The 20,603-nt window shown below is 70.5% G+C and carries 18 protein-coding genes; 11 read left to right on the forward strand and 7 right to left on the reverse strand.

Annotation, left to right across the window (positions count from 1 at the left end; translation table 11 throughout):
- Positions 1-502 precede the first annotated feature (502 nt).
- From rpsB to TR48_RS35030, 5 genes are all read left to right on the forward strand, one after another.
- A complete protein-coding gene (rpsB, locus tag TR48_RS35010) occupies positions 503-1,393 on the forward strand; it encodes a 30S ribosomal protein S2 (protein ID WP_042374616.1) in 891 nt (296 codons plus the stop codon).
- Between the two features lie 135 nt (positions 1,394-1,528).
- Positions 1,529-2,362, forward strand: coding sequence for a translation elongation factor Ts (tsf, locus tag TR48_RS35015; RefSeq protein WP_042374617.1), 834 nt, complete (start codon positions 1,529-1,531; stop codon positions 2,360-2,362).
- A gap of 221 nt (positions 2,363-2,583) precedes the next feature.
- Positions 2,584-3,333, forward strand: a complete 750-nt coding sequence (pyrH, locus tag TR48_RS35020; protein ID WP_042374618.1) for a UMP kinase — start codon at positions 2,584-2,586, stop codon at positions 3,331-3,333.
- A 117-nt stretch (positions 3,334-3,450) separates the two neighbouring features.
- The gene (gene frr / locus TR48_RS35025) at positions 3,451-4,008 is read left to right on the forward strand and encodes a ribosome recycling factor (RefSeq protein WP_042374619.1); all 558 of its coding nucleotides are present in this window, start codon (positions 3,451-3,453) and stop codon (positions 4,006-4,008) included.
- Positions 4,008-5,312: a phosphatidate cytidylyltransferase gene (locus tag TR48_RS35030; protein WP_084730023.1), complete on the forward strand. Its 1,305-nt coding sequence runs from the start codon at positions 4,008-4,010 to the stop codon at positions 5,310-5,312. The genes frr and TR48_RS35030 overlap by 1 nt, the downstream gene beginning before the upstream one ends.
- 123 nt (positions 5,313-5,435) lie before the next feature.
- Here the strand turns inward: TR48_RS35030 and TR48_RS35035 are convergent, their stop codons facing one another.
- Positions 5,436-5,663, reverse strand: a complete 228-nt coding sequence (locus tag TR48_RS35035; RefSeq protein WP_042374620.1) for a DUF4190 domain-containing protein — start codon at positions 5,661-5,663, stop codon at positions 5,436-5,438.
- Between the two features lie 159 nt (positions 5,664-5,822).
- On the opposite strand from TR48_RS35035, the gene rlmN reads away from it, so the two are divergent.
- Entirely contained in the window at positions 5,823-6,956 is a 1,134-nt protein-coding gene (rlmN, locus tag TR48_RS35040; protein ID WP_042374621.1) for a dual-specificity RNA methyltransferase RlmN, read from the forward strand.
- A gap of 82 nt (positions 6,957-7,038) precedes the next feature.
- Here the strand turns inward: rlmN and TR48_RS35045 are convergent, their stop codons facing one another.
- The 4 genes from TR48_RS35045 to TR48_RS35060 all read right to left on the reverse strand — a co-directional run bounded on the left by TR48_RS35045 (position 7,039) and on the right by TR48_RS35060 (position 10,974).
- Positions 7,039-8,169 carry a hypothetical protein gene (locus tag TR48_RS35045; RefSeq protein ID WP_042374622.1) on the reverse strand — a complete coding sequence of 377 codons (1,131 nt, stop codon included), beginning with the start codon at positions 8,167-8,169 and terminating at the stop codon, positions 7,039-7,041.
- Entirely contained in the window at positions 8,151-8,903 is a 753-nt protein-coding gene (locus tag TR48_RS35050; RefSeq protein WP_042374623.1) for an ABC transporter ATP-binding protein, read from the reverse strand. Before TR48_RS35050 ends, TR48_RS35045 begins: the two co-directional genes overlap by 19 nt.
- Before the next feature lie 221 nt (positions 8,904-9,124).
- Positions 9,125-10,504 (reverse strand): aspartate aminotransferase family protein, encoded by a 1,380-nt coding sequence (locus TR48_RS35055; RefSeq protein WP_042374624.1) that lies wholly within the window; start codon positions 10,502-10,504, stop codon positions 9,125-9,127.
- The gene (locus TR48_RS35060) at positions 10,501-10,974 is read right to left on the reverse strand and encodes an Lrp/AsnC family transcriptional regulator (RefSeq protein ID WP_042374625.1); all 474 of its coding nucleotides are present in this window, start codon (positions 10,972-10,974) and stop codon (positions 10,501-10,503) included. The genes TR48_RS35055 and TR48_RS35060 overlap by 4 nt, the downstream gene beginning before the upstream one ends.
- A 175-nt stretch (positions 10,975-11,149) precedes the next feature.
- Between TR48_RS35060 and TR48_RS35065 the strand changes: the two genes are divergently transcribed.
- Positions 11,150-12,586, forward strand: coding sequence for a gamma-aminobutyraldehyde dehydrogenase (locus tag TR48_RS35065; RefSeq protein WP_042374626.1), 1,437 nt, complete (start codon positions 11,150-11,152; stop codon positions 12,584-12,586).
- 56 nt (positions 12,587-12,642) lie between these two features.
- On the opposite strand, the gene TR48_RS35070 is transcribed toward TR48_RS35065, so the two are convergent.
- Positions 12,643-13,080 (reverse strand): Lrp/AsnC family transcriptional regulator, encoded by a 438-nt coding sequence (locus tag TR48_RS35070; RefSeq protein ID WP_042374627.1) that lies wholly within the window; start codon positions 13,078-13,080, stop codon positions 12,643-12,645.
- A 38-nt stretch (positions 13,081-13,118) separates the two neighbouring features.
- Positions 13,119-14,783: a PucR family transcriptional regulator gene (locus TR48_RS35075; RefSeq protein ID WP_042374628.1), complete on the reverse strand. Its 1,665-nt coding sequence runs from the start codon at positions 14,781-14,783 to the stop codon at positions 13,119-13,121.
- A gap of 238 nt (positions 14,784-15,021) precedes the next feature.
- On the opposite strand from TR48_RS35075, the gene TR48_RS35080 reads away from it, so the two are divergent.
- From TR48_RS35080 to TR48_RS35095, 4 genes are all read left to right on the forward strand, one after another.
- On the forward strand, positions 15,022-16,551 hold the full coding sequence (locus tag TR48_RS35080) for a gamma-aminobutyraldehyde dehydrogenase (protein ID WP_042374629.1): 1,530 nt from the start codon (positions 15,022-15,024) through the stop codon (positions 16,549-16,551).
- A 79-nt stretch (positions 16,552-16,630) separates the two neighbouring features.
- Entirely contained in the window at positions 16,631-18,025 is a 1,395-nt protein-coding gene (locus tag TR48_RS35085; RefSeq protein ID WP_042374630.1) for an NAD(P)/FAD-dependent oxidoreductase, read from the forward strand.
- Positions 18,026-18,262: 237 nt separating this feature from the next.
- Positions 18,263-18,811, forward strand: coding sequence for a hypothetical protein (locus tag TR48_RS35090; protein ID WP_084730024.1), 549 nt, complete (start codon positions 18,263-18,265; stop codon positions 18,809-18,811).
- A gap of 154 nt (positions 18,812-18,965) precedes the next feature.
- Entirely contained in the window at positions 18,966-20,474 is a 1,509-nt protein-coding gene (locus TR48_RS35095; protein ID WP_042374631.1) for a CoA-acylating methylmalonate-semialdehyde dehydrogenase, read from the forward strand.
- Positions 20,475-20,603: the final 129 nt, after the last annotated feature.

A 20,603-nucleotide genomic window follows, 5' to 3' on the forward strand; every position in this document is an offset into this window, starting at 1 on the left:
GCCCCGGACGCCCCGGGCGCCCCGGACGCCGCGTGCGCCCGCCCCGGCGGCCCCAGTGCCGCCGTCGCGAGCCAGAGCAGCACCCCGATCACGAGCAGCGCCCGCCGCCCGCCCGGGAGCGGCGGCAGCGGGGGAGGCGGGGCGAGGCGGGGGCGGGCGCGGTGTGGGTCATGTCCGCACTCTCGCCCTCCGCGCGGACAACCCTGGTCCCGTTCGGTCGAGTTGTGGACAACCGGGGCCCTGTGGAAAAGCCCGCCACCCCTTCGGGTGAGCCGGTGTGGTGAGCGCAGGTCGCCCGGCGTCCGGCGCGTCCCGTACACTTCTTTCGCGACCCGGCGTGCCGGGTCGACTTCGCACGCCCCGCGCCGGTCCTCCGGCGCAGTGCCGCTCGGTCCTCGGTGAGCCCCTCGTGGGGAGCCCAGGAGCCGGCACGCAGCAGGGCGTCAGGCGCCTCGGCCACCGGCCGTGGCGGAACAACCGAGCAACCTCAAGGAGCACGGCCATGGCCGTCGTCACGATGCGGGAGCTGCTGGAGAGCGGCGTCCACTTCGGTCACCAGACCCGTCGTTGGAACCCGAAGATGAAGCGCTTCATCTTCACGGAGCGCAACGGCATCTACATCATCGACCTGCTGCAGTCGCTGAACTACATCGACCGCGCCTACGAGTTCGTCAAGGAGACGGTCGCGCACGGCGGCTCCGTCCTCTTCGTCGGCACCAAGAAGCAGGCCCAGGAGGCCATCGCGGAGCAGGCCGGTCGAGTGGGCATGCCCTACGTCAACCAGCGCTGGCTCGGCGGCATGCTGACCAACTTCTCCACCGTCTACAAGCGTCTGCAGCGCCTCAAGGAGCTCGGCGAGATCGACTTCACGGATGTGGCCGGTTCCGGCCTCACCAAGAAGGAGCTCCTCGTCCTCCAGCGCGAGTACGAGAAGCTGGAGAAGACCCTCGGCGGTATCCGCGACATGCAGCGCGTGCCGTCCGCGGTGTGGATCGTCGACACCAAGAAGGAGCACATCGCCGTCGGCGAGGCTCGCAAGCTGAACATCCCGGTCGTCGCGATCCTCGACACCAACTGCGACCCCGACGAGGTCGACTACAAGATCCCGGGCAACGACGACGCCATCCGCTCGGTCACCCTGCTGACCCGCGTGGTCGCCGACGCCGTGGCCGAGGGCCTGATCGCCCGCTCCGGCGCTGCCAAGGCCGACGCCAAGCCGGCCGAGTCGGGCGCCGACCAGCCGCTGGCCGAGTGGGAGCTCGAGCAGCTCGCCGGTGCCGAGAAGAAGGCCGACGAGGCCGAGGTCCAGACCTCCGCCGAGACCGAGAAGGTCGCGGACGCCGAGGCGACCGAGGTTGCCGAGGCCCCCGCGGCCGAGGCCGAGCAGGCCTGACCCGCCTGACCGCTTGACCGGGGAGGGGTACGGCGGCGATCGCCGACGTACCCCTTCCGTGTGTCGGATCGTGGGTCGAACCGCCCCGATTCTTCGCTCACTTCACAAGACAACGCGAGAAGAGACTCAGGAACCATGGCGAACTTTTCCGCCGCGGACGTCAAGAAGCTCCGCGAGCTCACCGGCGCCGGGATGATGGACTGCAAGAAGGCCCTGGACGAGAGCGAGGGCGACGTCGAGAAGGCTGTCGAGCTGCTCCGCATCAAGGGCCAGAAGGGTGTCGCCAAGCGTGAGGGCCGCGACGCCTCCAACGGCGCCGTCGTCTCCCTCGTCGAGGGCAACTCCGGCGTCCTGGTCGAGCTGAACTGCGAGACCGACTTCGTCGCCAAGGGTGACAAGTTCGTGGCCGTCGCCAACGAGCTGGCCGCCTTCGTCGCCAAGAACTCCCCCGCCGACATCGACGCCGCCCTGGCCGCCGAGATCGAGCCCGGCAAGACCGTCCAGCAGTTCGTGGACGAGGCCAACGCCAGCCTGGGCGAGAAGATCGTCTTCCGTCGCTTCGCCCAGTTCGACGGTGGCAACTACGTCAACGTCTACATGCACCGCACCGACCCGGACCTGCCGCCGGCCATCGGCGTGATGGTCGAGCTGGACGGCGAGAACGAGGACGTCGCCAAGGGCGTCGCCCAGCACATCGCCGCCTTCGGCCCGACCTTCCTCTCCCGCGAGGAGATCCCGGCCGAGGTGCTCGACAACGAGCGCCGCATCGCCGAGGCCACCGCGCGCGAGGAGGGCAAGCCCGAGGCTGCCCTGCCGAAGATCGTCGAGGGTCGCGTCACCGGCTTCGTCAAGGAGAACGCGGTTCTGGAGCAGGCCTACGCCCGCGACAACAAGAAGACCGTTCAGCAGGTGCTGAACGAGGCCGGCGTCAAGCTGGTCCGCTTCGTCCGCTTCCGCGTCGGCGCCTGATCCACCGGATCGAGCAGCGGGGTCGGCTCCGGCCAACCCCTACGATGTGAGTCGTGAGAACGACGAGGAGGCCACTGCCCTGCGGGTGACCGAACAGGTTCCGGCGGCAGTGGCCTCTTTCTCATATCCGTGCCCCCACCCGGGGTACGCGCCAACAAGCACCACCGGCTGAGTTCGATCTGGCTGTGCTTCACAAGGCTGTGCTTCACAAGGAGGAGCCGATGCAGATGACCGATGACGAGGGCACCACGCGTCGCCGCGTACTGCTCAAGCTTTCCGGCGAGGCCTTCGCCGGCGGCGGCGGCCTGGGCGTGGACCCGGACGTGGTGCACGCGATCGCCCGTGAGATCGCCACCGTGGTGCGGGCCGGCACCGAGGTGGCCGTGGTCATCGGCGGAGGAAACTTCTTCCGCGGCGCCGAGCTCCAGCAGCGCGGCATGGACCGGGCCCGCTCCGACTACATGGGCATGCTCGGCACCGTGATGAACTCGCTCGCGCTGCAGGACTTCCTGAACAAGGAGGGCATCGAGACGCGCGTGCAGACCGCGATCACCATGGGGCAGGTGGCCGAGCCCTACCTGCCGCTGCGCGCGGTGCGGCACCTGGAGAAGGGCCGCGTCGTGATCTTCGGCGCCGGTATGGGCATGCCCTACTTCTCCACCGACACCACGGCGGTCCAGCGCGCGCTGGAGATCCACGCCGAGGTGCTGCTCATGGGCAAGAACGGCGTAGACGGCGTCTACGACTCCGACCCGCGGATCAATCCGGACGCCGTGAAGTTCGACGCCCTGGAATACTCCGAGGTGATCGCCCGGGATCTCAAGGTCGCCGATCTCACCGCGATCACGCTCTGCAAGGACAACGACCTGCCGATCCGGGTCTTCGAACTGCTCAAGGAGGGCAATATCGCCCGAGCGGTTCGCAATGAGAAGATCGGGACGTTGATCAGCACGGACGCGCCCACCGCCTGAGGCGCCCGCTCCCGTTCGCGGGGGATGGACAACCGGGCTGCCTTGAGTGAACGTGCCCGGTAGATGCGAAGTAGTTCCAGCAGTTCGAGACCGGGTCGCCCCGGACAGGAGCAGATTGTGATCGAAGAGACCCTCCTCGAGGCCGAGGAGAAGATGGAGAAGGCCGTCAGCGTCGCCAAGGACGACTTCGCCGCGATCCGCACCGGCCGTGCGCACCCCGCGATGTTCGCCAAGATCGTCGCTGAGTACTACGGCACGATGACCCCGATCAACCAGCTCGCCTCCTTCTCGGTGCCGGAGCCGCGGATGGCGGTCGTCTCGCCGTTCGACAAGAGCTCGCTGCGGGTGATCGAGGAGGCCATCCGCAACTCGGACCTCGGCGTCAACCCGAGCAACGACGGTTCGATCATCCGCGTGAACTTCCCGCAGCTCACCGAGGAGCGGCGCAAGGAGTACATCAAGGTCGCCCGCAACAAGGCGGAGGACTGCAAGATCTCCATCCGCAACGTCCGCCGCAAGGCCAAGGACACCCTCGACAAGATGGTGAAGGACGGCGAGGCGGGCGAGGACGAGGTCCGTCGCGCCGAGAAGGAGCTCGACGACGTCACCAGCCGCTACGTCGCCCAGGTGGACGAGCTGCTCAAGCACAAGGAAGCCGAGCTGCTCGAGGTCTGATGAACGACGATTCCTTCTGGGGGCCCACTCTTGGAGACAGGGGTGCCGGGGCCCACGCCCAGGGCCACGGACTGCCGTCGGAGGGATTGGCGCCGGACGGGTCGGCGCCGCTCGGTGACGACCAGGCCACCACGCTGCTGCCGCCCGTGACCGACCACGGGCCGGCAGCGGGGCATGCCCAGCCCCCGTACGGGCCGCAGCCCGGCTACGGACAGCCGCAGCCCCAGCCACAGCAGCAGTCGCAGTTCGAGCAGCCGCAGTTCGAGCAGGCCGCGTACGGGCACTACGGGCAGTCCGTGCCCGGGGGTCCGTACCCGCCGGAGCACGGCGCTGAGCAGCCGCAGGGTCTGCACGCGGACGCGGACATGGCGCACACTCAGTACATGCCTCCCGTCCCGCCGGCCCCCGAGCAGCAGCCCGGCGGCCCGGCCCAGGCCGCGTCCGGAGGCCCCGGTGCGCCCGCGCCCAAGGCGCCGGAGAAGTCCGCGCCCAAGGCCGGACGTGACCTGCGTGCGGCCGTCGGCGTCGGCCTCGGCCTCGGCGCGGTGATCCTGGCCTCCCTCTTCGTGGTCAAGTGGCTCTTCGTCGGCGTGGTCGTGGCCGCGGTGAGCGTCGGCATGTGGGAGCTCACCACCCGGCTCACGGAGGCCAAGGGCATCCGCGTCCCGCTGATCCCGCTGTTGGTGGGCGGCGCGGCGATGGAGGTGGCCGCCTATCTCGGCGGCCCGGAGGCCGCGGTGGTGGCGCTGGCGCTGACCAGCCTTGCCGTGCTGGTCTGGCGCATGACGGAGCCGCCGGAGAACTACCTGCGGGACGTGACGGCCGGCATCTTCACGGCCTTCTACGTGCCGTTCCTGGCGACCTTCGTCATGCTGATGCTGGCCGCTCACGACGGCCCGCAGCGGGTGGCCCTCTTCCTGGTGCTCACCATCTGCAGCGACACCGGCGCGTACGCGGCGGGTTCGCGCTTCGGCAAGCACAAACTCGCCCCGCGGATCAGCCCCGGCAAGACCCGCGAGGGCCTGGCGGGCGGCGTGCTGCTGTGCATGATCGCCGGCGCGGCGGGCATGCAGCTGATGATCACCGACGGCAGCTGGTGGCAGGGCCTGGTCCTGGGCGCCTGCGTCGCGGTCTCCGCGACCCTGGGCGACCTCGGCGAGTCGATGATCAAGCGCGACCTCGGCATCAAGGACATGGGCACGCTCCTCCCGGGCCACGGCGGCATCATGGACCGCCTCGACTCCCTCCTGCCGACGGCCCCGGTGGTCTGGCTGGTTCTGGTCGGGTTCGTCGGGGCGGGCTGAGAAGCTCTTCGAAGTACGGCGGGGACCCGAAGCTCGTCCCCGCCCAGGTCTGACCCCGCCTCCCGCAGGCCCCGCCCTTCCCGGCGGGGCCTGCGGCGTTCCGGTCCGCCGACAGTCGCTGCCTCAGAGGGCGACGATCGCCAGACCACGCCCCCGCTGTCCGGTGTCGCCGACCTTGCCGAGGGCGATGACCGCGCGCACGATCGCGACCAGAGAACCACCGACCAGCGAAAGCACGAAGGCGCACAAGGCCTGCGCGTTGACGCCGGGCGGGGGCGGCAGCAGCTCGTCCGGCCGCGTCCGGTGCTCGAACCTGGGCAGGCCTCCCAGACCGTTCGGTTCGGTGCTCATCCGTCCCCCAGCGCTGCCATCCGTGATCGCCGAGACACTACCGATTCGATACCGGGACTGCGGCGAAGAAGATCAAGGGGCTGTCCGCGAGGCCGACGACGACAGCCCCGGCGCCACCCATCGGGGAACGCGTCGTGCATCTGCGAGACTGGATGAATCATGCCTAAGCCACTTCCGGGTGAACTCACCTTTGCCGCGCCCCGTGGGGCCAAGCCGCCGCGTCATCTTGCCGACCTCTCCGTCGCCGAGCGGAAGGAGGCGATCGTCGCGCTCGGCGAGAAGCCGTTCCGCGCCGACCAGTTGTCGCGTCAGTACTTCGGGCGGCTCGCCGCGAGGCCGGAGGAGTGGACGGACATCCCCGCCGGCTCCCGGGAGAAGCTCGCCGAGGCCATGCTGCCGGAGCTGATGACGGAGGTTCGGCACGTCTCGTGCGACGACGACACCACCCGCAAGACGCTGTGGAAGCTCTTCGACGGCGTGCTGGTCGAGTCGGTGCTGATGAAGTACCCGGACCGGGTGACGATGTGCATCAGCTCGCAGGCCGGCTGCGGCATGAACTGCCCGTTCTGCGCCACCGGCCAGGCGGGGCTCACCCGGAACCTGTCCACCGCGGAGATCGTCGAGCAGATCGCCGCGGGCATGCGCGCGATCAAGGCGGGCGAGTTCGGCGGCGAGCAGGCGGGCGAGGACGGCGAGGCGCGCGCGGTGAGGCTGTCCAACGTGGTCTTCATGGGCATGGGCGAGCCGCTCGCCAACTACAAGCGCGTCATCGCGGCGATCCGCCGCCTGACCGAGCCGGCCCCGTCCGGGTTCGGGCTGTCGCAGCGCGGCATCACCGTCTCGACGGTCGGTCTGGTGCCCGCGATCAACAAGCTGGCGGAGGAGCGGCTGAGCGTCCGGCTCGCCGTCTCCCTGCACGCGCCCGACGACGAGCTGCGCGACGAGCTGGTGCCGGTCAACACGCGCTGGAAGGTCGCCGAGGTGCTGGACTCCGCGTGGGACTACGCGGCGCAGTCCGGCCGCCGCGTCTCCATCGAGTACGCGCTGATCAAGGACATCAACGACCAGGCCTGGCGCGCGGACCTGCTGGGTCGGCTGCTCAAGAGCCGCAACGCGCACGTCAACCTGATCCCGCTGAACCCCACCCCCGGCTCCAAGTGGACGGCCTCGCGCCCGGAGGACGAGCGCGAGTTCGTCCGCCGCCTCCAGTCCCACGGTGTCCCGGTCACCGTCCGCGACACCCGCGGCCAGGAGATCGACGGCGCCTGCGGGCAGCTGGCCGCCGCGGGCTGAGGTTCCGGTAGCAACGGCGAAGGCCGCCGGGAGCGGAGCGCTCCCGGCGGCCTTCGCCGTTCGACGAGCCGGGGTCAGCGGCTCACACGCCCAGCGCCGCCCACGCGAGCAGGCCCGCGCCGGTGCCGGCGGTGAGGACGACGACGCCGGCGGCGGCGGTGCGCAGGGCGACGGAGCCCTGGAGGACGGAGGTCGAGGCGCCCATGCGGCGCAGGGGGCCGTAGGCGGCGCGGTGGGCGCCGGCGAGCTCGGCCAGGCGGGTCAGCAGGGCGCCGAGGACGCAGAGGGCGACGAGGGCCGCCTCGACCAGAGGCAGTGGCCCCAGGTGGCGGTGCTGGTCGGAGACGTACTGGAACCAGGCGGCGGCGCCGATCGCGCCGACGACGCAGAGGACGGCCAGCGGGGTGCCCAGCCGCCAGGCCTGGGCCTGGAGACCGCGGCCGGCGAGCAGCCGGGTGGCGCGGGGGCGGCCCCAGGCGAGGGCCTCGCCCGCGCCGTAGAGCAGGACCGGGACGGCGAGTGCGATGCCCGCGGTCGCGACGAACCAGCCGACGGCCGCCGCCTGGGGCGCGTTCACCCGGACCGCCGTGACCACGATGAGCGTGCCGAGCGCCGGCAGCCCGGCGGCCAGCGCGATCCGGCGCGCGGTGGGGCGGCGCAACGGCAGGTCGGAGCCGTCGACGGGGACGACGTCCTGCGGCCGGACCGAGGCCGCGGCGGCGAGACCGCCGAGCACGGGGATGATCGCCAGCAGGGTCAGCGTGCCCGCGAAGGGCAGCGCGCCGTGGACGCCGAGCGCGTCGTCGAGACGTCCGTCGGGGAGCAGCTCCACCACGTGGGCGCGCAGCAGCAGGAAGCCGCCGAGCGTGAGGGCCGCTCCGAAGGCGCAGGCCAGCGCCATCTCCCCGGCGAGCAGCAGCCGCATCCGCAGAGGCCCGACACCGGCCGCGACCAGGCCCGCCATGCGCTCCGGCTGCTGCAACGGCAGCGCCCGGGCCCAGGCCCCGGCCAGGTAGGCGACGCCCACCAACGGGGGCAGGCACCACAGGAGCCGGTCCAGGGACGGCCCGGCTGGGGCCGGCGCGGGCGTGGAGACCGCGCGGCCGAGCGCGCGCAGCAGCAACGCGGCCACGACCGCCGAGGCGGCGCTGGTCAGGATCCAGCGCAGCAGGTCCAGCGCACGGTAGCCGCGCGCTACACGGAGGTAGAACACGTAGTGGCGTCCTCTTCGAGCTCGCTCAGAGCGACGGCGTCCCGGGCGTCGACAGGTGTGGCGAGACGTCCGTCGGCCATCACCGCCACCCGGTTGGCATATCTGGCCACGCTCGCGTCGTGCGTGGCCAGAATAAGGGTGATCTTGTGCGAGCGCGACGCGGTGAGCAGTATCCGCATCACCTGGTCCTGCGACTCGCGGTGCAGCGGGGCCGTGGGCTCGTCGGCGAAGACCACGGCCGGGTCCGCGGCCAGCGCGCGGGCGACGGCAATCCGCTGGCGCTGGTCCTGCAACAGCTCGGCGGGGCGGCGCTTGGCGCAGTCGGCGACGTCGAGGCGCTCGAGCCACTCCGCGGCCGAGGTCGCGGCGACCTTGCGGGGGAGCCCCGCCAGCAGCATCGGCAGGGCCACGTTCTCACGCGCGTTCAGCTCCGGCACCAGCTGCGGCTCGGGGCCCACATAGCCGAACCGCTCGCGGCGCAGCCTCTCCCGGCCGGCTCGGCCGAGCGTGTGAACGGGGGAGCTGTTGAACCAGACCTCACCCTCGTCCGCGGGAAGCATGCCGCTGAGCACGTCCAGCAGCGTGGTCTTGCCGCAGCCGCGCGGTCCGGCGACGGCGAGCACCTCGCCCTCCCGCACGTTGAGGGAGACGCCGCGCAGCGCAGGGGTGCCGTGGTGCGACTTGACCAGCGAACGCGCCCAGAGCACGTCGTTGTCGGGTGGTGCGACGCTCACGGCTTCCTCCGCCTCTGTGAGTTGTGGCTCACAGATTATGAACGAGGGAAAGGTGTGCGGGTTGCGTGACGGAGTTACGCGGCGTGTCGTCTATATCACTCACACGAGTGAAGGAATCTCCCCACGAGCACCGCAGGGCGGCCCCGGTGAGTCGCCGGAGCCGCCCTGCGGCGGAGGGTGGTGACGGAGAGTCAGTGCGGAGGGCTCGCGGCCCTACCGGCTTACAGCTTCGTCCACGCCTCGGTGAGCACGTTGCGCAGGATCTGCTCGATCTCGTCGAACGTGGACTGGTCCGCGGTCAGCGGCGGCGAGAGCTGGATGACCGGGTCGCCACGGTCGTCGGCGCGGCAGTACAGGCCGTTCTCGAAGAGCGCCTTCGAGAGGAAGCCGTAGAGCACGCGCTCGCACTGCTCGTCGGTGAAGGACTGCTTGGTGGCCTTGTCGGTCACCAGCTCGATCCCGTAGAAGAAGCCGTTGCCGCGGACGTCGCCGACGATCGGCAGGTCGTGCAGCTTCTGCAGTGTCGTGAGGAACGCGTTCTCGTTCTCCAGGACGTGCTTGTTCAGGCCCTCGCGCTCGAAGATGTCGAGGTTGGCGAGGCCGACAGCCGAGGAGACCGGGTGGCCACCGAAGGTGTAGCCGTGCAGGAAGGTGTTGTCCTGCTTGTAGAACGGCTCGGCCAGGCGGTCGGAGATGATGCAGGCGCCGATCGGGGAGTAGCCCGAGGTCATGCCCTTGGCGCAGGTGATCATGTCCGGCACGTAGTCGAACTTGTCACAGGCGAACATCGTGCCGAGACGGCCGAAGGCGCAGATGGTCTCGTCCGAGACGAGCAGCACGTTGTACTGGTCGCAGATCTCGCGGACGCGCTGGAAGTACCCGGGCGGCGGCGGGAAGCAGCCACCGGCGTTCTGCACCGGCTCGAGGAAGACGGCGGCGACGGTCTCCGGGCCCTCGAACAGGATCTGCTGCTCGATCTGGTCGGCGCACCAGCGGCCGAAGGCCTCCGGGTCGTCGCCGAAGATCGGGGCGCGGTAGATGTTGGTGTTCGGGACCTTGTGGGTGCCCGGGACCAGCGGCTCGAAGGGGGCCTTCAGGGCCGGCAGGCCGGTGATGGACAGGGCGCCCTGGGGGGTGCCGTGGTAGGCCACCGCACGCGAGATGACCTTGTACTTGGTGGGCTCACCGGTGAGCTTGAAGTACTGCTTGGCCAGCTTCCAGGCGGTCTCGACGGCCTCGCCGCCGCCGGTGGTGAAGAAGACCTTGTTCAGGTCGCCGGGGGCGTAGTTCGCGAGACGCTCGGCCAGCTCGATCGCCATCGGGTGCGCGTAGCTCCAGATGGGGAAGAAGGCCAGCTCCTCGGCCTGCTTGCGGGCGACCTCGGCCAGCTCCTTGCGGCCGTGACCGGCCTGCACGACGAACAGACCGGCGAGACCGTCGAGGTACTTGCGGCCGTTCGAGTCGTAGATGTAGGTGCCCTCGCCGCGAACGATCGTCGGCACCGGGTTCTTCTCGTACGACGACATGCGGGTGAAGTGCATCCACAGGTGGTCGTAGGCGGATTTGGACAGGTCCTTGTTGGCGACCGCGTCGGCGCTCATCGGGTACCCCAGGTGTAGGTCTGTTTCCGGAGTTTCAGGTAAACGAAACTCTCGGTCCTCCGCACGCCGGGAAGCGCGCGGATGCGCTTGTTGATCAGTTCGAGGAGATGCTCGTCGTCCTCGCAGACCAGTTCGGCCATCAGGTCGAACGAGCCGGCGGTGACCACGACGTAGTCCACCTCGTCCATGGCGACCAACGCGTCGGCGACGTCCTCGACGTCACCCTCGACGACGATGCCCACCATCGCCTGTCGTGAGAAACCCACGGTGCGGGGATCCGTCACCGCCACGATCTGCATGACACCCTGGTCGAGCAGCTTCTGGACGCGCTGCCGCACCGCCGCCTCGGAGAGGCCGACGGCCTTTCCGATGGTCGCGTAGGCGCGGCGACCGTCCTCCTGAAGCTGTTCGATGATCGCTTTGGAGACGGAGTCGAGGGGAACATTGGCGTTCCGGTCGCGGTTGGCCACGAGGTCACCTTGCCTGATCGTTCGGATGTTCGCAAGTGATTCCGTTGCTGGAGCTTGGTATCGATACTGAATCCATCGTCTTCGTCGCCCGGGCCTGTCGATAACCGCAGCACAGAGTTACCCTGGGCGCGACGACAACGACGTCGCCCAAGCAGAAGTCGAGAAGAGGTCCGAAGTGAGCGAGCTTCTGAAGCTGCGCAACTACATCAACGGCGCGTTCACCGATGCGGCCGACGGCCGCACCACCGAGGTCATCGACCCGACGACGGGCGAGGTCTACGCCACCGCGCCGCTCTCGGCCCAGGCCGACGTCGACGCGGCCATGGCCGCCGCCGCTGCCGCGTTCGAGACGTGGCGGGACACCACCCCCTCGCAGCGTCAGCTCGCCCTGCTGAAGATCGCCGACGCGGTCGAGGCGCGGGCCGAGGAGCTCGTCGCCGTCGAGTCCAGGAACACCGGCAAGCCGATCGCGCTGACCGCGTCGGAGGAGATTCCTCCGATGGTGGACCAGATCCGCTTCTTCGCCGGCGCCGCCCGCATGCTCGAGGGCAAGTCGGCCGGTGAGTACATGGACGGCATGACCTCGATCATCCGTCGCGAGCCGGTCGGCGTCTGCGCCCAGGTGGCGCCGTGGAACTACCCGATGATGATGGCCGTGTGGAAGTTCGCCCCGGCGATCGCCGCGGGCAACACGGTGGTGCTGAAGCCGTCGGACACCACCCCGGCCTCCACCGTGCTGCTCGCCGAGATCATCGGTGAGATCCTGCCCCCGGGCGTCTTCAACGTCGTCTGCGGCGACCGCGAGACCGGCCGCGCCATGGTCGAGCACGAGATCCCGGCGATGGCCTCCATCACCGGCTCCGTGCGCGCCGGCATGCAGGTGGCCGCCTCCGCGGCCAAGGACGTCAAGCGCGTCCACCTGGAGCTCGGCGGCAAGGCCCCGGTCGTCGTCTTCGAGGACGCCGACATCCCGGCCGCCGTCGAGGGCATCTCCGTCGCCGGCTACTTCAACGCCGGCCAGGACTGCACCGCCGCCACCCGCGTGCTGGTGCACGAGTCGATCCACGACGAGTTCGTGGCCCAGCTCGCCAAGGCAGCCGCCGAGACCAAGACCGGCCAGCCGGACGACGAGGACGTGCTCTACGGCCCGCTGAACAACGCCAACCAGCTCGCCCAGGTGACCGGCTTCATCGACCGCCTGCCGAGCCACGCCAAGGTCGAGGCCGGTGGCCACCGCGTCGGCGACAAGGGCTACTTCTACGCCCCGACCGTCGTCTCCGGCCTGAACCAGGACGACGAGATCATCCAGAACGAGGTCTTCGGCCCGGTCATCACCGTGCAGAAGTTCTCCGACGAGGCCGAGGCCGTCCGCAACGCCAACGGCGTCGAGTACGCGCTCGCCTCCTCGGTGTGGACCAAGGACCACGCCCGGGCGATGCGCATGGCCAAGCGCCTGGACTTCGGCGCGGTGTGGATCAACACCCACATTCCGCTGGTCGCCGAGATGCCGCACGGCGGGTTCAAGAAGTCCGGCTACGGCAAGGACCTCTCCTCCTACGGCTTCGAGGACTACACCCGGATCAAGCACGTCATGACCTCCATCGCGGAGTGACCTCCTGACGAACCGTCGAGGGGCGCGGGGCTTCGGCCCCGCGCCCCTCGGACGTCCTAGACGTTCCAGGCGAAGCGGTGGGTGTGGATCCCGAAGTAAGGGAAGTTGTCCACGGCCGTCACGCCCTCGACCGGCCGGACCACGTCGTTGATGAAGTCCAGCAGCGCGCGCGGGTCCTGGCACACCACCTCGGCGAACAGGTCGTAGCCGCCCGAGGTCAGCACCGAGTAGACGACCTCGTCGCGTCGCCCGAGCGCGTCCGCGACCGCCCGCGCGTCCCCGTCGACCCGGATACCGAGCAGCGCCATCGCCTGCCCGCCCATCGCCATCGGGTCGGTGACCCCGACGACCTGCACCACCTTCGCGTCGATCAGCCGCTGCACCCGCTGCCGCGCGGCGGAGGGGGAGAGGCCCACCCGGGGGCCGAGGTCCGCGTAGGGGATCCGGCCGTCGCTCTGCAGCTCCCGCAGGATGGCCCGGTCGATGTCGTCCACGACGCCTACCCTGCCAGGTTCCGAAGCGCCGGGCGCTCCTACCGGCGCACGGCGTCCAGCGCCAGCAGGGCGACGTGCAGCGACAGGCAGGACTCGACCTGGTCCAGGTCCACCCCGAGCACGCGCTCCACCTTGTGCAGCCGGTCGTAGAACGACGGGCGGGAGAGGTGGGCGGCGTCCGCCGCCGCGGACTTGTTGCGGCCCTGCTCCAGGTAGATGCGGAGCATCGCGATCAACTGACTGTTGTGCTCCGCGTCGTAGGCCAGCAGCGGGCCCAACTCGCGCTCCACGTAGGTCTGGAGACGAGCGTCGTCGCGCAGCAGGTGCAGCAGGCCGCGCAGCCGGACGTCCGGCAGACGGTAGTAGGAGGCGGAGCGGGTGCCCGGCGTGCTCGGGGTGTCGTGCAGCGCGGCGTCGGCGACCTGGGTGGCCTCGACCAGGGTGCGGCGCGCGTCGCGCACCGAGCCCACCGAGGAGCCCACCGCGACGACCGGCTCCGGGCCGTCCTCCTGCTCGGTGACCAGGCGTCTCAGCACGCCGGCGAAGCCGTCCAGCGCGGAGTGCTCGTCGTCCTTGGGGCCGAGCGAGACCAGCAGGCCGACGGCCTCGTCGTCGAGCGCGCCGACCAGCGCCGTCAGACGCCGCTCGCGCACGGCGGCGGCCGCCGTCTCGGTGAAGTCGCGCAGGCGCGCCTGCGCCTCCAGCGCGGCCGGGAGCGGGCCGCGCCGTTGACGCAGCACGACGCCCACCAGGCGGCGCCCCTCCAGCGGGACGCCGAGCGCGGAGGCCCGCAGCGCCACGTCCGAGACGGTCAGCGCGTGCGTCAGGATGCCGGAGAGCAGGGTGCGGTGCGTCTGCCGCTCCAGCGACTCGCGGTCGCGGACCATCAGGCGGTTCAGCGCCAGCGTCGCCGCCGCGCGCTCGACCAGCATGGTGTGGCGGTGCGAGGCCGTCTGCGGGACGGCGTCCTCCTGCGTCGAGCCGGGCTTGCCGATCAGGACCAGTCGGCCCCAGTCGTGCCCGCGCGCGCCGACGGACGTCGTCAGCCAGCCGGTGCGCGGGTCGTACCCGGTGCGGCCCTGTGGGCGCACGCCGCGCGAGCGGGACTCCCAGCCGGCCAGGACCACCTGGGCGTTCTGGCCTGCGGTGTCGTAGGCGAGGACCTGGTGCGAGAGGTTCTCCAGCACCACCGGCGCGCCCGCCATCCGCGCCACCTGGCGCACGACCTCGACCGGCTCCGCGCCCTCGACCGCCAGCTCGTTGAAGGTCTGGTGGATCTCCTCCGACGAACGCAGCTCCTCCAGCTGCGCGTTGACGACCAGGGCGTGCACGGCCTCGGTCACGGCGACGAAGCGCAGCTCGCGCCGGAGCACGATCAGCGGCAGCCCGCGCTGTTCGGCGGCGTGCACCAGCGCGCGCGGCAGCGAGTCGAAGTAGCGTCGCCCGAACTCCACCACCAGGCCGGCCGCGCCGACGTCGGCGAGCTCGCGGACGTAGCGGGCGAGCCCCTCGCGGTCCTCGGGCAGCGCGATGCCGGTGGTCAGGATCAACTCGCCGCCCTGCAGCATGTCGGCCACGTCGGCCAGCTCGCTGACGTGGACCCAACGCACCGGGTGTTCCAGGTGCTGCGCCCCGGCCACGACCTCGGGGAGGCCGCGACTGACCACGTCCAGTTCGAGGACGCGGGCGACGGTGGGGAACATGGCGATCCTTCGGGCTCTGCGGGGCGGGTGGAGCGCGGGGACCGCGCGCGGGAGTGCCCTCCATAGTGTCAGGCTCACGCGACATTCCGGCAACGAGCTGTCGCCCGGGTTCGGCTTTGCACCGTGTCATGCTGGTCGTGATCCACCTTGCAGACTGTCGCTTGCCCGCCCCTTCCCCCACCAGGCATCGTCGCTGAACGGGCACCCGCCCATCGCATGCTCCCGAGGAGAGATACCCATGGACCGGACCATCGTCGGCGACCGCTTCGACGCCGGAGCCCAGTACATCGACGGGGCCCTGCGGGCCGGCACCTCGGGCGACACCTTCGACGTCACCAACCCGGCGAACGGCACCCTGGTGCAGCGTGTGGACCTGGCCTCCCCCGCCGACGTCGACGCCGCGGTGGCGGCGGCCAAGCGCGCCTTCCCGGCGTGGTCCGGCGCCACCCCGGCCGAGCGCAGCGCTGCCCTGACCAGGCTCGCCGCCGTCCTGGAGGAGCGCGCCGAGGACTTCGCGCGCGTCGAGTCCGCGCAGACCGGCAAGCCGATCAAGCTGACCACCGAGTTCGACGTCCCGGGCACCATCGACAACACGGCCTTCTTCGCCGGGGCCGCCCGCAACCTGGAGGGCAAGGCCACCGGGGAGTGGTCCGGCACCCACACCTCCTCGATCCGCCGCGAGGCGATCGGCGTCGTCGGCTCCATCGCGCCGTGGAACTACCCGCTGCAGATGGCCGCCTGGAAGATCCTCCCGGCCATCGCCGCGGGCAACACCATCGTCCTCAAGCCGGCCGAGCTGACCCCGCTGACCTCGCTGATGTTCGCGCAGGCCTGCACCGACGCGGGCATCCCCGACGGCGTGGTCAACGTCGTCACCGGCAAGGGTCGCAGCGTCGGCGAGTACCTGATCGGCCACCCCGACGTCGCGATGGTCTCCTTCACCGGCTCCACCGGCGTCGGCACCCGCGTCGGCGAGGTCGCGATCCAGGGCGTCAAGCGGACCCACCTGGAGCTCGGTGGCAAGGCCCCCTTCGTCGTCTTCGACGACGCCGACCTGGAGGCCGCGATCAACGGCGCCGCCGCCGGCGCCCTGATCAACACCGGCCAGGACTGCACCGCCGCCACTCGCGCCTACGTGCAGCGCCCGCTCTTCGACGCCTTCGTGGCCGGTGCGGCGGAGCTCTTCGAGTCGATCCGCCTCGGGGACCCGTTCAACCCGCAGACCGACCTCGGCCCGCTCGTCTCCGAGCGCCAGCGCGACTCCGTCGCCGGCTTCGTCGAGCGCGCCCGCGGCTACGGCGCGACCATCGCCGCCGGCGGCTTCGCCCCCGAGAAGGGCCACGACGGCACCGACCTCACCCTGGGCGCCTACTACCGCCCGACGCTGGTCACCGACGTCGCCCAGGACGCCGAGATCGTCCAACAGGAGCTCTTCGGCCCGGTCCTGGTCGTGCTGCCCTTCGACACCGACGACGAGGGCATCGAACTGGCCAACGACACCCCCTACGGGCTGGCCGCCTCCGCGTGGACCACCAACACCTTCCGCGCCCTGCGCGCCAGTCGCGAGATCCAGGCCGGGTGCGTGTGGGTCAACGACCACATTCCGATCATCAGCGAGATGCCCCACGGCGGCTACAAGGCCTCCGGCTACGGCAAGGACATGTCGCAGTACTCCCTCGACGAGTACACGCAGGTCAAGCACGTGATGCAGGACATCACCGCCGTGGCCCGCAAGGACTGGCACCGCACGATCTTCGGTGACCGGTAATCCGGATCGCCGCTTCTCCCACCCTCTACGTCCCGGGCGGTAAGACAGACCGCCCGGGACCAAGAAAGCAGTGAGACCTATGGATCCGGCCCATTCGATCGCCGACGTCCAGTACACCCCCTTCTGGCTCACGGACCCCGCGAAGCCCGAGCCCGAGCCGGCCCTGGTCGGCGACACCCACTGCGACCTGCTGGTCGTCGGCGGCGGCTACACCGGCCTGTGGACCGCCCTGATCGCCAAGGAGCGCGACCCCTCCCTCGACGTCGTCCTGCTGGAGGGCAAGGAGATCGGCTGGGCCGCCTCCGGCCGCAACGGCGGCTTCTGCGCTGCCAGCCTCACCCACGGGTTCTTCAACGGCCTGGAGCGCTGGCCGGACGAGCTGCGCACCCTGGAGCGGCTCGGCCGCGAGAACCTCGACGAGATCGAGGCCGCGGTCAAGCGCTACGACATCGACTGCGACTGGGAGCGCACCGGAGAACTGGACGTGGCCACCGAGCCGCACCAGGTCGACGAGCTGCGCGAGGGCGCGGAGCAGATGCGCGAGTACGGCATCGAGTCCGAGTTCCTCGACGCGGACGCGGTACGGGCGCAGGTCGACTCGCCCACCTTCCTCGCGGGCCTGTGGCACCGCGACGACGTCGCCATGGTCCACCCCGCCAAGCTGGCCTGGGGCCTCAAGCGCGCCTGCAAGGACCTGGGCGTGCGCGTCTTCGAGCACTCCCCGGCGACCGATCTCGCGCCCAAGGGCTCGGGCATGGCGGCCAGGACCCCCTACGGCCGGGTCTTCGCCCGCCACGTCGCGCTCGGCACCAACATCTTCCCCAGCCTGGTCAAGCGCCTGCGCCCGTTCCTCGCGCCGGTCTACGACTACGCGCTGATGACGGAGCCGCTGACCGAGGAGCAGCTCGCCTCGATCGGCTGGAAGAACCGCCAGGGCCTCGGCGACTCCAACAACCAGTTCCACTACTTCCGGATCTCCGCCGACAACCGGATCCTGTGGGGCGGGTACGACGCCGTCTACCACTACGGCAGCAAGGTCAGGGACGAGTACGACCACAGGCCCGAGACCTACGTCAAGCTGGCCGAGCACTTCTTCACCGCCTTCCCGCAGCTGGAGGGCCTGAAGTTCACCCACGCCTGGGGCGGCGCGATCGACACCTGCAGCCGCTTCTCCGCGTTCTTCGGCACCGCGCACAAGGGCCGCGTCTCCTACGCGCTGGGCTACACCGGCCTGGGCGTCGGCGCGACCCGCTTTGGCGCGGAGGTGATGCTGGACCTGCTCGCGGGCAGGCAGACCGAGCGCACCGAGCTCGAGATGGTCAAGCACAAGCCGCTGCCGTTCCCGCCCGAGCCGGTCAAGTGGCTCGGCATCGAGATGACCAAGTGGTCCCTCGACCGCGCCGACCACAACGCCGGCAAGCGCAACCTGTGGCTGAAGACCATGGACGCGCTGGGCCTCGGCTTCGACAGCTAGGCCCCGAAAGCCCGGCCGCGAGCAGCCCTCGGGCCGTCATGAGCATGGCGGCGCACACCCTATAGCGGGTGCGCGCCGCTTTCGCGCCTATACCCACCTTCTCGCCTCCATGAGCCGGGCCGCCCCCACGATGGTCCCCGAAACGCTGTAAGAGTCGGATGCCGGAGCTCTCTCCCCCGGTGACCCCGGATTCGCCACCCCCCGGGGCCCGGCCGGCTGATGTGGAGGGCGAGAGGCATGGGAAGTCTGGAACCGAGCGCCGCGATCGAGTGGCTCGCCGCGGCGGCGCCCGACCCCGAGGCGTGCCGATGGGAGTGGGAACGCAGCGCGATGGGCATCGCCCTGCTGCCCGCCGGCCGACTCTGGGACGTCCTGGTCGTGCCGGGAGACCTGGGCCGACTCACCGCGGACGTGCTGCTGCGCCTCGACAGCGACCCCGGGCCCGTCCTTGTGGACTTCGGCGACTACCGCTTCGGCTTCTTCGTGCCCCCCGGCACCGCCGCGCGCTGGGTCGGCACCGGCATCCGCACCTCCGGGCCCGGCACCTGGCTCGCCGTCCCCCACCCCTCCCGCGCCGGCCGCGGACTGCGCTGGCTGGTGCCGCCGGACGGAACCGGCCTGCTCAACGACCCGGTGCTGCTCGAACTGGCCATGCACGAGGCCGCCGCGCTGCTCACCGCCGGACTGCGCGGAGAGATGGGGGAGACGACCTCCCGGACGGGGTACGAGGGGGAGGGAGGCGACCCGCGCGACGGCCACGCGCCCCGTGAGCCGGACGAGGTGTAAGGCAGATCCGAAATCACCCGACAGGCTGATGATTGAGGGTGTCCGGCGGCCGAAACAGAATGGGAGGAGAGCGCGGCACCGCACAGCATCCCGCACCTTTCTTGCACCGCTGGAAGCCCATTCCGCGTGCCCCGCCTGGACTCGGAGGCAGACCTTGAGCAAGCACATCACCCACTGGATCGCCGGCGAGGCCGTCCCCACGGCCGGCGCCGCCCCGCGTCGCGGTGACATCTACGACCCGGCGACCGGCAAGGTCTCCGGTCAGGTGGACTTCGCCACCATCAGCGAGATCGACGCGGCGGTGTCCGCCGCCGTCACCGCGTTCGCCGACTGGCGCAACGCTTCGCTGGCCAAGCGGACGCAGGTGCTGTTCAAGTTCCGCGAGCTGCTCAACAGCCGCAAGGACGAACTGGCCTCGATCATCGTCTCCGAGCACGGCAAGGTGCACTCGGACGCGCTGGGCGAGATCGCGCGCGGCCTCGAGGTGGTGGAGTACGCCTGCGGCATCCCGCAGCTCCTCAAGGGCGGCTTCACCGAGCAGGCCTCCACCGGCATCGACGTCTACTCGATCCGCCAGCCGCTCGGCCCCGTCGCGATCATCTCGCCGTTCAACTTCCCGGCGATGGTCCCCATGTGGTTCTTCCCGATCGCGATCGCGGCGGGTAACACCGTCGTGCTGAAGCCCTCCGAGAAGGACCCGTCCGCGGCGAACTTCCTCGCCGAGCTGTGGGCCGAGGCCGGCCTCCCGGCCGGCGTCTTCAACGTCGTCCACGGCGACAAGGTCGCGGTCGACCGCCTGCTGGAGCACCCGGACGTCAAGTCCGTGTCGTTCGTGGGCTCGACCCCGATCGCCCGCTACGTCTACGAGACCGGTACCCGCTACGGCAAGCGCGTCCAGGCTCTGGGCGGCGCCAAGAACCACATGCTGGTCCTGCCGGACTCCGACCTCGACCTGGCCGCCGACGCCGCGATCAACGCCGGCTTCGGCGCGGCGGGCGAGCGCTGCATGGCCATCTCGGTGCTCGTCGCGGTCGAGCCGATCGCGGACGAGCTGATCGAGAAGATCAAGCAGCGCATGGCCACCCTGAAGGTCGGCCCGGGCTGCAACGGCGACTCCGATATGGGCCCGCTGGTCACCGGCGTCCACCGCGACAAGGTCGTCTCCTACCTCGACTCGGGCCTCGCCGACGGCGCGGAGCTGGTCGTGGACGGCCGGAAGCACCCCATCGCGGGCGAGGACAGCGTCGACGGCTTCTGGCTCGGCCCGACGCTCTTCGACAACGTCAAGCCCGGCATGTCCGTCTACAACGACGAGATCTTCGGCCCCGTGCTGTCCGTCGTCCGGGTGAACTCCTACGACGAGGGCCTGGCGCTGATCAACGCCAACCCCTACGGCAACGGCACCGCCATCTTCACCAACGACGGCGGCGCGGCCCGGCGCTTCCAGAACGAGGTCGAGGTCGGCATGGTCGGCATCAACGTGCCGATCCCGGTCCCGGTCGCCTACTACTCCTTCGGCGGTTGGAAGGCCTCCCTCTTCGGCGACACCCACGCCTACGGCGCGGACGGCGTCCAGTTCTTCACCCGAGGCAAGGCCGTGACCCAGCGCTGGCTCGACCCGAGCCACGGCGGCATCAACCTGGGCTTCCCGACCAACTCCTGACCTGCGGGTACGGGAGCCTACGGGGCCCGGCAGCCGATTTGACTCGGCCTGCCGGGCCCCGTAACGTTCTCCGGGTTGCCCCGCTGAACGCCCCGCAAAGGGACGGGAAATGGGATGACAAAACCACTG

The sequence above is a fragment of the Streptacidiphilus neutrinimicus genome (assembly GCF_000787815.1).
Lineage (GTDB): Bacteria > Actinomycetota > Actinomycetes > Streptomycetales > Streptomycetaceae > Streptacidiphilus > Streptacidiphilus neutrinimicus.